The organism is Paraburkholderia sp. GV068 (genome assembly GCF_003058125.1).
GTDB lineage: Bacteria > Pseudomonadota > Gammaproteobacteria > Burkholderiales > Burkholderiaceae > Paraburkholderia > Paraburkholderia graminis.
The window spans coordinates 1-12,314 of sequence record NZ_QBUB01000005.1 but is presented as its reverse complement, the minus strand read 5'-3'; the positions used below and the strand labels follow the sequence as shown (position 1 = coordinate 12,314).

The window sequence follows — 12,314 nt, the reverse complement described above, 5'->3', positions numbered from 1 at the left end:
CATCGGCGATGACTTACCGCGCTTCGTCAATGGCCGCCCGATACCGCAATCGTCAGTTCGTTCCTGACAGTCGAGACGCCTTCGACCGCTTGCGCGCGGTCGTTGGCCGTCTGGATCTGCACTTCTTCCGGAACGCTGCCCGCCAATGTCACGGTACCCGAGCGGGCCACCACGGTCAGGCGCGACACGTCCACGTCACCAGGCTTCGCGATTGCGGATCGAACGTTGCGTTCGAGGCGGCGATTGGATTGCCTCGCAGCTTTGCGCGCCAGCACCGCGCTCGATGGCTTATAAGGCTGTGCCGCCTTGGACGGCGGATAGTTGCCGTTGTCGGCCTGCGCTGGCGAATTCAGAAGCGCCACCCCAACAAGCGCCGACATCAATGCTGCAGGAACCTTCATCTTCATTCTCCTTTGTGTAGAACAGTTCGCGTAGATAGAGGATCGAGTACGCACGCACCCGACGATCCGATGCTATCCGCGCCCATCTGTCTGTTCTTTCGCAAGAGGACAAAGCTTGCCAATCCGCACGCTGCTCAGAACCGCGCCGGCTTCCCGACGAGGCGCCATTGAGGTAGCTTGCGTTCCTGAACGACAGCGATGCAAGCGAAGGTGTGCTCCGGCCCAACGCGCCTGCGATATGCCCGAACTCGCTGACGTCCGCGAACGCATCGTCACGCGCCGAACAGTATTCTTCTGCGCCAGTCTTTAGGCGTTGCACCCATACGCCGTTTAAACACGGTGGCAAAATGCGCGTGAGAAGCAAAACCACTGTTTAGCGCAACCTCCAAAATGTTCATATCTGTTTTCTGCAGCAACTGCCGGGCATGCTGCAGACGCCTTTCCTGAAGATAGCTGTGTGGCGTAAAGCCGGTTGCTTCGCGAAACTGCCTGGCGAAATGCATGCGTGTCAACCCGACACTCGATGCGATATCGGACAAACGGATCGGGTCGGCAAGATTGGCCTCGATGTACTCCATCGCACGCTGAAGTCTCCAGCGCGGCACCGTACGGTTTTCCTTGCTTGCGTGCAGCGGAAACAGCCGGGCCAGAATGGCCAGCGACAGACTTTCGACGTACAACCCGTTGACCGGTTGATGTTCGTCATGCGTGCTGGCAAGCAGCCGGCCCAGTTGTTCGAGCGTGCGGTCGTAGAAAATGCTATTGCCTGGAATCTGGTCGTCGCCCAACTCCCCGCCATCGAGTAATTCCGCGCAATAACGATTCAATACATGGTGCGCGACATAGAGGTGAATAACATCGCATGAAGATCTAAGCGCGACGGAAGCGGCTTCGCCCGGTCGGGAAACATGCGAAGCGCCGGGCGCGAGACGTCCGTCCACCACCAGACGTCCGGCATTGCGAAACTCGACCGACGTACTCGCGAGCTGAATCCCGATGATGAAGCGGTTCTGATCGTTGTGGCTGATCGTGCGTCCTGTGAAAACGCCGTTCTGCATCCAACGGGATGCTTCGATGCCATCAGCGTCGGCGACCGGCAACGAAACCGAAGCGCGCGGAACGCGCCACACTTCTTCCTTTGCTACCCACACCGGTTGCGATCGCCCCGCATCCGGCGGACTGCCGAAACCGCGCACGATGTCACCCACGGGCGCATGGTCGGAATTGGAAAGTGGATCCATGACGTTGACATCCATAGAAGATAAAAAGACCGCACGAGCCAGGCGCGACACGTGACATCGCCAATCGCTTTGCGCCGGGTCCGATGTTCGGCCGATCGCCCTCGCCGGATCCCGCGGCGGATACGCCGTTTGCGTAATCAAGCCTATCGCAGAGGCGGTATTGATGCTGTTGGAAGTTGTGAAAATATGCGGATTGTCGTGAAACGAATGCGACCGACACGCACGAGTCGGCCCGCGCCGATTCGTGCCGATTCTTGCCGCACATTCGATCGTGGTTCTCGTCGCGACAGCGTCGACACACCGTCGGACACACCTTCGCGGCAATCGTGCTCAATCGAAAGTTTTAGCGCGGGAGTAAAGATCATCCGCTGTCATCGCAATATGCTTTGCCCAAATCGCGTTGCCGACGCTGAGTTGTTCTCCGCATTCTGCAAGGACTGGTGGGATCCCACGGCGGCGGCGTTGCATTGAACGCGTGATTCCGATCGCGCAACACTCATGAAAACTGGAGGTAACACACCGTGCGCTGGCATTCATTTTTCTCGCCATTCAACGTTTCTTCGGCCATGTCGTTAGCGATGATCGCGAGTCTGAGCGTCCCGTCCGTTGCGCTTTCGGCGACCGCGAAGCCGCAACAGGCGCGCGAGCAGACCATCGGAAGACTTGAAACCGTCGCGACGTTTTACGACGCGATGCCCACCGGCGTCACTGTCACGGCGAGCGGCCGGATTTTCATCAATTACCCGCGCTGGGGCGACAACGTCCCCTTTACTGTCGCCGAACTGCGCAACGGCAAAGCCGTCCCCTATCCGGACGCGACGGTCAATCGTGAAACCGGTGGGGACGCGGCCGGTCACTTCATAAGCGTGCAAAGCGTCGTCGCCGACAGTCAGGACAGGCTCTGGGTTCTCGATACCGCGGCGCCCGGATTTGCACCGCCGCTCGCTGGCGGCGCCAAACTCGTCGCCATCGACCTGAAGACGAATAAGATTGTCAGGACGATCGTCTTTCCGGCGAACGTCATGCAGCCGCGCACGTACGTGAACGACGTCAGATTCGATTTTCGCGTTGGCCGCGCCGGCGTCGCGTATGTTACGGACTCTTCATTGAGCGGCATCGGCGGCATCATCATCGTCGACCTCGATACGGGTACCGCGATCCGGCGTCTGACCGGCGACCCGTCGACGTCGGCCGATCCCTCGTTCGAGCCGGTCGTCGAAGGTAAAACGCTGATGGGACGCAACGCCGACGGCACCACTTCCGCGTTCACTGTCGCGTCCGATGGAATCGCGCTGTCGCCGGACGGCAAGACGCTGTACTTCTGCCCGCTGTCGAGCCGTCATCTTTATTCGGTGCCGACTGCCACGCTGCTGGATCCCGCACTCAGCGATCACAATGTCGCTTCGAGCGTCAAGGATCTGGGAGAGAAAGGCGCATCCGATGGTCTCGAAGCGGACGCCGACGGCGCCGTCTATGCGGGGGACTACGAACGCGATTCGATACGCAAACTCGTTCCCGGCGGCCAATGGCGGACGATTGCGCACGACCCCCGCATCCTGTGGCCCGACACGATGTCGATCGGTCCGGACGGCTATCTGTATTTCACCGCTAACCAGCTGCATCGCCAAGCGGGTTTCCACGGCGGTAAAGATATGCGCAAGAAGCCGTACGCGCTGTTCCGCCTCCGTATCGACGCAAGCCCGGCTCCGACACGCTGAGTTCACCCGCATCGCCGATCTGCTTTCGAGTCCAGCGGTTGCCCGACGCTGCCGCTCGCGCGAGCCGCTATAGGAATCTGTCGGCGGCTCGCGACTTCCCGAGCCGGTTCCCACGCCCAAAATTAGTATGACGAATCGCGTGCGGGTTGCCGCCGGGCCCGTCGCACTGCCGGTCACGAACGACCTAAGCATGACTTACAATTGGCAACGTCAGCGCGAAATCGATGGTCTTCTTGACACGCGCAAGCTCAACCACGCATCGCCGCGTTCGAGGCGAGTCCCGTTTTGCGAGAACACAATGCCTCACGACAACGAGAGTGCTGATGGAAAACCGACTGCAGAAATCGCCCGTGGCTGGCCCGATCGCGCCTGGCGTGGACGCGTCGATGTCGACCAGTCCATCTACAGCAAAGATCTGAAGAAATCGTCGCTGCATGTGATTCGTCACGCTCGACATACAGCCGGCGCCGGCTGGTCGAATCCCAGTCAGGTGGATAACGGTTTTATCGTCACCAGTTGCCTGCGCCCTACTTTCCTTGAAGAAGTTCAGGCCGACGGTAAAACCGTTGCAACATCGGTTTCGGTGCCGGTGACAGGCCTGCTGATTTACTCGCAGAAGTCATCGTATGCGGTACATATCCCCGAAGCGTTCGACGCGGTGAGCTTTCGGGTATCTCAGCCGGCGCTGGACGCGAAAGCCCGCGACCTGGGCCATTCGAAAGCGCCCGACCTGTGCGAAACGTTTCTGTCTGAGCCCGACGATGTCCTGTTCCATCTCTCCAAAGCACTATTGCCCGCACTGGAAGATCCAGCGGGTGCAAGCATGCTTTTTGCCGATCACATTTTCGATGCCGTGGTCACCCATCTCGTCCAGCAGACCAGCGGCCTGAAACCGCGACTTGCGCGAACGGGCGGACTCGCGCCGTGGCAGGAACGACGCGCAATGGATCTGCTGAGATCGGATTTTCGCCACGACATATCGCTTGCAGAGGTGGCCGCAGTTCTGGGACTCTCGACTGGACATTTTGCGCGGGCGTTCCGCACGTCCGTGGGTTTGGCACCTCATCAGTGGCGGCTGAAGCAGCGCATCCAGTACGCGATGACCCTGCTGGACAAGCAGCCCGCGCTCGAAATCAGCGAGATTGCCATGGCCTGCGGCTTTGCCGACCAGAGCCATTTCACGCGCCTGTTCAGTCGATGGGTCGGCACAACCCCCGCCGTTTGGCGCCGGCAACGTCGATGATCCAAGCGGCATTTTTCGTATGCATCAGTTTCGTTCCAAACGCGTTATTTTCGTGCAATATCGCAGCCGCGAAAGCAGGTAAAAATGACTCTGCGGTGAAGCGCATCGAGCGGCTCATGCCAGTCACGAGGCGCGCCATCTGTCCTCTTCGGGCGAAGATCGCCCGGCATCCGGGACGGTTCGGCTAACGAGAGTTACGCGTTTCACGCAAAGAGAAATTGCGCTTGCCGTCCGGTAGTGCCGCTTGGGCTTCACCGGACGATACCGTCACGACGCTATCCTTCGGCGCTCATCCCGGCGAGAAGATCACTACGGCAACCCTTGGCGCGTCATTCGCTGCAGCAACCGTGCCGACGTAGGTCTATCGCCATACACAGCGCCTGAGCGTTCGACTATGGGCCGTTCCAGTCGCTAAACGCTGAGTGCACAAATCAATGCGAGAGAATGGAACATCGAAGCACGCTGTTGCACTTGAAGGCGAGGCCCGTTTCGGTCCTTTTCGCCTCATCCCCTCGCGCCACCTGCTCCTTTGTGACGGAAAGCCCATACGCATCGGCGAGCCGGCCCGCAACGTTCTTACCGCACTGGTCGAAAGAGCCGGTGAAGTCGTCGAGCACGACGATCTGATCGCCCGCGCGTGGCGCACGCCTCATCTCGAAGAGTCGAATCTGCGTTCGGCTATCGCTGCGATACGTCGAATGTTCAACGAAGCGGGATGCTCGCGTTCTTATGTCGACACCGTTGCACGTCGCGGCTATCGCTTTGTGGAACCGGTGAGCTTCACCGATGCTGCCGTTGCGCGGCAAGACATGTCTGCACCGCTTGCGAAGGTCGTGGGTCGCGACGCATTCGTCGAGAATCTCGTCGATGACATGCGCCGGCGGCGCCTCGTTACGGTCGTCGGACCGGGAGGAATCGGCAAGACCGTTGTCGCCTTGTGCGCGGCGCGTCTCGCATTGCCTGCCGGGTATATCGACTCGGTAATAATCGTTGGACTGGACACCGTCGTGGACGCTGGATGTTTGATGAGCGTGGTTCGGGCTGGATTCGGTTTAGCCGCCGACAACGATGACGCCATCGGCGATATCAAGTCGTTCCTCGGCAATCGCCGGGTACTCATCGTTCTCGACGGCTGCGAAAGACTCGTCGGCCCCTTGGCGCACCTCGTCGAGAAAATCCTCATCTCCGCACCCAACGCGGTCATTCTGGCAACCAGCCGGGAACCGCTGCGCGCCGAGAGCGAACTGATCCGCCGGCTCGAATCGCTGCCCGTTCCTTCTCTCGCGTCGACGCCGGGCGCGCTCGACGCACTCAACTGCGCGGCAGTCGAATTGTTTGTCGATCGCGCTACCTTGAGTTGTCCGAACTTCGAATTGACCGATGAGATAACCGCGTTCGTTATCGATATCTGCAGACGTCTGGATGGCATTCCGCTCGCAATCGTGATGGCCGCGGCGCACATGGACGCGTTCGATCTGCCGGTACTCGCTGACCTGATGAGCGGGCAGTTCCGGCTTCGGATGTCAGGCCAGATGACGGCTTTGCATCGGCACCGTACCCTGTCCGACGTGCTGGACTGGAGCTTCGAAACACTTTCCGCGAAGGAACAGATGGCGCTTCGGCGTCTGTCGGTTTTCGATGGCGCTTTTTGCATCGCCGCTGCCCAGCAGATTGTCGGCGACGCTGGGCTTTCACCCGACGACGTCAGCGGTCTGCTCGCGAATCTGACGGCGAAGTCGCTGGTCATCACGCTGCGATCCGGCGCACCCAGCCGGCATCAGCTGATGGAAACGACGCGAGCTTATGCAAGCGGAAAACTCAGAGCGAGCGGCGAATCCGAACTTTTTACGAATCGACATGCGTCGCACTACCGCGCGATTTCAGAGACCGGCCGCACTGCTCTGGCCGATATCGACTGTGCTGCGGGGGTCGTGACGTGCCTCGATCCGACTTAACGCCGCGACAGGTCGTTCCGCTTACCGAGGCGTGAAACGACTGGCGGCTCGCCTGGATGGCAACTCGGCGGTTCCGTATCTGGGCTTTAATGCCGCGCGTGCCAAACCGGTTCGCTCGAGGTTGTGCTGCTGCCCGGATGATGTCGAGGACATCTGGCGGGACGTCGCCCGCTCCGGTGAGTTGGCGCACCTCCAGGTCATCGTCCGTGCCGAGACCGGCTGGCGCGCGCAATGCCCAGGAAATCGCCCCCTCAAGCGATCCAACGTCGATGATGTAAAGACCAACGACCAGTTCCTTGACTCGGCAAACGGGCCATCAACGATGTCGTAGTACGAAGCAGAGTTGTCACCAAAAGCGAAGTAACGTTGTCAACATCCGTTTCGTACATCTCAGACAAGTGCTTCCGAACGACGAACCCAGGAAGAACGTCGCCTCACCATAGCGCCGGCACTGTTCGCGATGCTCGGGGAGCTACAGGCCGCGGTCGTCACCGCCAAGGCGAATTCTGCATGCCATACGATTTCGGGGATGTCGGACGATGGGATGCGAAGGCTTTGCTGACTGCCTGCTTCGTTGGGACTCACGCTACGCCGATGCGCCACCTGTCGGTGCTTTTACAGTTCAAATCCCACACACCATCCCAAACCAATGTGTCGCGGATGAACATTGATAGCAGTACCAATCATTGACGTTAGCTCAGTTTTCATGGTGAACGGGCAACCGCCCGCCTCATCTCCTCGCATGAAGGAACTCTGGAATGTTAGACGCACGTAACCTCGCAAACCGCCAACTATGCTCACCGCTCACTCGAGAATTTGGCAGTCGAGACCGAACGCGAATTGACATTTTTACTTCGCGCTGATGCGAGGTGACGACATTACTTCGCTGCCGAACGAAGTAATGTCGTCAACGTGGACCTTCCGGCCCTGTTGTGTCGGGCATGGGCCAGTGACAACATTGCTTCGCTCTACGCTAAACCAGCGGGACGGGCGGACTTTCGCGAGATAAGGCAGCAGTCGACCCTGAGCGGTCCGTCGCGAGCGCCAAAAGCAGTCATTCACTTTACTCGACGGCGCGTTGTATTTGGTTGATCAGAGCTGCGAGTTCTGGCTTGTCTCCCCACATGTCAAATTCCCGGGTCGCAATCAGCCCCATCGTAAGCGGCCCCTGCTTAGGCTCCGACGGCTCACCGGAGATTTGAGCGCGGCACCATATCAGTTGACGGTGAATACTCTGAACGTTCGGCCACATTGAAGTCAGCATAGGTTCAATGACTGACAGCGCTTCGTCAATTTTGCTTAACAGTTCGGTGTTTGTCATAACGGTCAAGAAACGCGGGCGCTACGTCACGAAAATACTCGCCGAGCTATCCACATGCAGCGGAAATCCGTGGTTCGCGCACCACGCCACCAATTGGACGTAGACCAAGTTCCAATACGGACGCGCCCATGTCGGCGCTAGGTTCTGCCAAGCGGATTCCGTGGGAATGTACACGGAGGGAACGCCCATCGGCATCTCAAGGACGAATTCGCCCAGCGTACAGGAGCAGACTAATTCCTCCTTCCATCGAGGTTGAAAGGTGAAGTCCAAACCTCATTCTCCAGAAATCACGCAGTCAGAACGATTTCAGGCGCAGCCGATCGTGCACATTGAATACGATGTCGGGATCGACTTGCGCGTGGTAGTTGAAGTGCAAATATAGCCCGTCGGAACGAGAGTCAAGGTCCGAAAATGCAATTGGCAACACACTTAGCGGTTTAGGGGCGGGCCATTGCTGTGCAATGACGGCGAGTGGACGCCCCGACACGGCAGACCAAGTCGCTTTCCCGCCGACTACTGAGGGTAGGTAGCTCAATTGCGAAACGTATCGAAGAATGTCAGCGATTGCCCGATCGCTTGAAATACCAAACTCCAAGCGGTGAGGAGCGTCAATATCGTCTCCGGCTGCAACGCTGTCGCGTGTGACGACGATTTTTTGGTTGTGGCCGCTGTCAGAGTGCGTCATTCGACTGAGTTCAGTTATCGGAGAGGTGCGCGAAGGTATTCAGATGGCAATTGCCGTGGTGAATGTCAAAAAATCCTCCACGTTTCGGAGCCAACGAACGAAAAGGGCGCCTGCGCAGGTGTCTTCACATCCAGAATTGAGGGCCATTCGATGCGCGGATTGTAGATGTATCGCGGCAAAACAAAGTATCGGGAATGTCTCACATCGACAATTGTCGTCAGTCTTTCGAATTTTCTCTCCATCCAACTGAAGGCAATGAAGTTCGAGCAGTCCGACATAGAGAACATGCAACCCCACGCATAGCCCGGAAACCGGCGACCGGCCACATCTACAACGTGATATGAATCCCCGTGCGGAGGTTCGCCCTGATATCGCAGAGTGACCTCATAGCTGCGATCAGGCGGAGTCAGCACATGGTCGCCCATGCCAGCCCAATGGCAAAGGTTGTCAGCGGTAAACTGGATCTCGCAAGGTTCCATCGGCCTGATTTCCGTCGCAAGCGAAGGTGTTTCACCGGATTGTCGACGATTCACGCCGGTATGTCGAACGACCGGTTGTGGCCGACCGGGGTCGATTGACTCGAGCAGGTCCAATGTCCGCCTAAGAGCTTCGTTGCTAGACCGCCGGTCCCTCAGGTGGCTGCTCGCGAACGGCAACAGCGATAGAGCTGCCGACAATCGCGGCTATTCCAATGACTGGCACGAGGCCTAACGTCTCGCCCCACACCAAGAAGCCGAAAAGCGTTGCCCAGATGATGCTTGTGTAAGTGTAGGGAGCCAGTTTCGCAGCACTATCTCGTCTTACCGCCACCGTGAACAAAAGCTGGCCGGCTGTCGCAAATAGCGCCAGCAGTGCCATGATCAGCAGGTCTTTGAGCGTCGGCGTCCGCCAGGCAAAGAATAAAGAAACGCTGGTAACGGCAGTTCCGAACGCCGTGAAAAAGAGCACCGTGATGCTTGAGTCGTCGCCAGCCTTGAGCTTGCGAATCTGAATCATGGAAAGAGCACCACACAAAGCGCTCAGCAGCAGCAGACCCGGGCCGATGAGATTGGACAAGCTGCCCTGAGGTCGGACCACTAGAAGGACCCCGACAAAGCCGACAAACGCGGCGACGGCATTTCGCGCCAGTAAGCGTTCACCAAGCAAAATGGGAGCGAGGAGGACAACAAAAATTGCCTCCGAATATACAATCGCCACTGCTTCGCTCAATGGCAGATACGGCAAGCCAGCGAAAAAGAGTCCGGAGGCACCGAGAAGCGTGAGTGCGCGGGTTGTCTGTCCGCCAAGGTCGATCGCTCGAATCCGAGCGACAAGCGAACCACCACGGAAAGTGACAAGAACGGCCGGCACAACGCCGAACAGCATCCGGAAGAAAGTCACTTCGTTAGCGGGATAGTCGAGGGCTACCGCTTTGCCTAGTGCATCGACGACCGCAAAACAAAACATCGAGACCAAAATCAGTGCGATTGTTTGGTACTGGGCGGTGCGATCGGAGACTGAGACGTTGACGCGCATATCACCTCGGCAGCGATAGTTCCAATGTAAGAAAGCAGATTGTCACGAATCCATGAATCGCTGTCGAATGGCGCTTTTTGGGCCGCCCACTGCCTCATGCAGATCGCATCGACGGCTTGGCCTCCCGTGGTCTGGACCGACGACACGCGACCCTGAGGAGACCTTCGGCGATCCCGTTAGCGGACATTCGCGAGCAACTATTTGACTGTTCCGCAAGGTCGATATACTGTCGTCGCGGCGGGGGGAAGGACACTCCGTCAGGGGCACCAGTGGGTAATGCCGACCGCGCCCAGGGTCTTGGGCACCGTCTGCGTAATAGTCAGGCGCAGACCTTGCCCCGCCGCACCGCTTGATTTGAAGCTTACCGCTACCGTATCCGGTAAATCTCGGTTTTCCAGTCGAGCAGGAATTCGGCAACTCGCTTGGAATGTCCCGGATTTCCGTTCAGTCCCATCCTTTCAGTAGCAACGTTATCCAAGTATGCAGCGATGGGCGAAACGCCCACTCCCCCCTGCAACATTGCAAACACTTCGGGCAAATACCTTTGATATTCGTCACGTGTAACGGCGTTGGGCGCAACACCGATAGGGTCCCAAACGTAGTACAGAACCTCATCTACTCTTCGGTATAGTTCCAACTCGGTATCGCCTAGTTTCTGTCCCATAGCGTCTTGTCTCACTTTTCCTTGACTGCCCATTTACGAAGGGGTACGTCAATTTTCAGCGATATAGACCTTGACGTCGACTGACCGCAACTCGCTGTCTGTTGCCGCAGGCTACTCGGTTCCGTCAATCGCCGATGCAGCGAGCACAGAGTCTTTATACATACTTGCGTCGAAAACAAACGGTCCTAACGTCTCAACAGTCGTCAAGTCAGATTCGCTTGTCTGGTAGGCGAAGCTTTCCCATCTGTAGGATTCAAGGTCGCGCCGCACAAGAACCGAATATGCACCGCATGCGACGTCGCCGCACTCTGGACAGATGTAGAGTAGTACGCGCTTTCCGCCCACCGGCGGAATGTCGAGCAACATCGTGGACATGCGCTCGCATTCCTTCGCGTGACCACTCACAAAACAACCCATGAAGTCGGAGTGTCCCCCGGCACTTTCAACCAGCATTCCCAGCAAAGACTGTCCGTCTATCAGAAAGTCTGCAGAGGTTCTCTCTGTACAGGTGGCGCCTCCAGACCCGGTTGCTGGTCGATGCAGTCGGCGATGCCCAAGTAGATTCATTTTCGTGTGCGGAATAAGCTCAATTTGCCGAGATTGTCACCGATCGAGGAGCCTGTGTCGAATGACCGGTTGTGGCCGAACTGAGCCCGACGGTGTGCATTGGCCTTATGGTCAAACTCGACCTCGTACGCGTTATTCCTCAAAGAGATCCGGCGTCAAACCCGGCTCCTGCAACCCCGGAAAATCGCCCGTACGGATCTTCGCGAGCGTCGCCGGCGGCAGCCACGTTTCCTCCATCGCGTCGATGCCGCGCTCGATGATCTGCTGCAGGAAAAACGACTGCTTACGGCCCGTCGTTTCTGCCAGCAGCCGAAGTCTCTGCTTGATCTGCGGGTCGACGCGGGCCGCGACGACCTTCCTGTTGTCGGCACTTCGTTTCATCCCTGTTCCTAACGGTTTGACGAACGGAGCAATTGCGACCGGTCCTACTTCGGGACCACTTGCCAGCCGTCGCTGGTTAGCATGAGGAAGGTCTCGCCGTTGAACCGGTTGTTGGCTGTTGCGGCGAGCTCGATGTGACCGACGAGAACCGATTCGTCGTCCCATGCGGGTCGCTCAACGAGTTCGGCTACATAGTGGACATATATCCTGTCGCCCACCTCTCTCTTGGCGCCTAGGGACGGCGCCTCAATGTCGACAAGTTTCGCCTTGCCGCCGCAGAAGCGGTTTCCCAAACCTGACACCACACCCCTGGACGCTTTCTTTCCGGCGTCGGTGAGCGTGTATCGGGCGCCGGGCAGCGCCTGTCCGAAATCGCGCACGGTCGTGGGCTCCTTCGTCAGCAAGCCGACTTTCACAAGCTGGTCTGCCTGCTGCTGCTCATGTACGCGGACGTTCGCATATTCGAACGGCGCGGGGGCCGCGCTCCAGACGCAGACAGCGTCTGTGTTATCGAGATGCCGTTGCACAGCCGCGGCATAGTTTTCTTTTGTTGCGTCCAACTTGCTGCTACAGGCGACGAGGGTGACGCTCAAGAGTACTGCGGTCGCGCGGTAAACGTTTAA

General features: G+C 58.2%; 13 protein-coding genes. 4 read left to right on the top strand and 9 right to left on the bottom strand.

Going from position 1 to position 12,314, the window contains the following annotated elements:
• Positions 1-26: 26 nt before the first annotated feature.
• Both C8K18_RS12170 and C8K18_RS12165 read right to left on the bottom strand, forming a co-directional pair.
• Complete coding sequence (locus tag C8K18_RS12170) at positions 27-401, bottom strand: BON domain-containing protein (RefSeq protein ID WP_258196110.1); 375 nt, start codon at positions 399-401, stop codon at positions 27-29.
• Positions 402-673: 272 nt separating this feature from the next.
• Positions 674-1,642, bottom strand: coding sequence for an AraC family transcriptional regulator (locus C8K18_RS12165; RefSeq protein WP_165919822.1), 969 nt, complete (start codon positions 1,640-1,642; stop codon positions 674-676).
• Between the two features lie 578 nt (positions 1,643-2,220).
• On the opposite strand from C8K18_RS12165, the gene C8K18_RS12160 reads away from it, so the two are divergent.
• Both C8K18_RS12160 and C8K18_RS12155 read left to right on the top strand, forming a co-directional pair.
• Entirely contained in the window at positions 2,221-3,360 is a 1,140-nt protein-coding gene (locus tag C8K18_RS12160; protein ID WP_258196116.1) for a major royal jelly family protein, read from the top strand.
• Between the two features lie 190 nt (positions 3,361-3,550).
• The gene (locus C8K18_RS12155; RefSeq protein ID WP_165919821.1) at positions 3,551-4,603 is read left to right on the top strand and encodes an AraC family transcriptional regulator; all 1,053 of its coding nucleotides are present in this window, start codon (positions 3,551-3,553) and stop codon (positions 4,601-4,603) included.
• 431 nt (positions 4,604-5,034) lie between these two features.
• Here C8K18_RS12155 and C8K18_RS33670 read toward each other — a convergent pair whose 3' ends face one another.
• Positions 5,035-5,256: a hypothetical protein gene (locus tag C8K18_RS33670; RefSeq protein ID WP_258196109.1), complete on the bottom strand. Its 222-nt coding sequence runs from the start codon at positions 5,254-5,256 to the stop codon at positions 5,035-5,037.
• On the opposite strand from C8K18_RS33670, the gene C8K18_RS12150 reads away from it, so the two are divergent.
• Entirely contained in the window at positions 5,149-6,558 is a 1,410-nt protein-coding gene (locus C8K18_RS12150; RefSeq protein ID WP_375135812.1) for a winged helix-turn-helix domain-containing protein, read from the top strand. The genes C8K18_RS33670 and C8K18_RS12150 overlap by 108 nt on opposite strands.
• A gap of 31 nt (positions 6,559-6,589) precedes the next feature.
• Positions 6,590-6,889 carry a hypothetical protein gene (locus C8K18_RS33290; protein WP_181324875.1) on the top strand — a complete coding sequence of 100 codons (300 nt, stop codon included), beginning with the start codon at positions 6,590-6,592 and terminating at the stop codon, positions 6,887-6,889.
• 732 nt (positions 6,890-7,621) lie between these two features.
• On the opposite strand, the gene C8K18_RS34130 is transcribed toward C8K18_RS33290, so the two are convergent.
• The 6 genes from C8K18_RS34130 to C8K18_RS12105 form a co-directional block, all read right to left on the bottom strand.
• On the bottom strand, positions 7,622-7,879 hold the full coding sequence (locus C8K18_RS34130; protein WP_107707624.1) for an immunity protein Tsi6 family protein: 258 nt from the start codon (positions 7,877-7,879) through the stop codon (positions 7,622-7,624).
• Between the two features lie 295 nt (positions 7,880-8,174).
• Positions 8,175-8,564, bottom strand: a complete 390-nt coding sequence (locus tag C8K18_RS33080; RefSeq protein WP_132384559.1) for a hypothetical protein — start codon at positions 8,562-8,564, stop codon at positions 8,175-8,177.
• A 615-nt stretch (positions 8,565-9,179) separates the two neighbouring features.
• Positions 9,180-10,079: a DMT family transporter gene (locus C8K18_RS12125; RefSeq protein ID WP_107707621.1), complete on the bottom strand. Its 900-nt coding sequence runs from the start codon at positions 10,077-10,079 to the stop codon at positions 9,180-9,182.
• 775 nt (positions 10,080-10,854) lie between these two features.
• Positions 10,855-11,118: a hypothetical protein gene (locus C8K18_RS33285; RefSeq protein ID WP_181324873.1), complete on the bottom strand. Its 264-nt coding sequence runs from the start codon at positions 11,116-11,118 to the stop codon at positions 10,855-10,857.
• Positions 11,119-11,442: 324 nt separating this feature from the next.
• Complete coding sequence (locus C8K18_RS12110; RefSeq protein WP_107707619.1) at positions 11,443-11,691, bottom strand: hypothetical protein; 249 nt, start codon at positions 11,689-11,691, stop codon at positions 11,443-11,445.
• A gap of 44 nt (positions 11,692-11,735) precedes the next feature.
• The coding region (locus C8K18_RS12105; protein WP_107707618.1) for a hypothetical protein at positions 11,736-12,314 on the bottom strand (579 nt) is incomplete at its 5' end.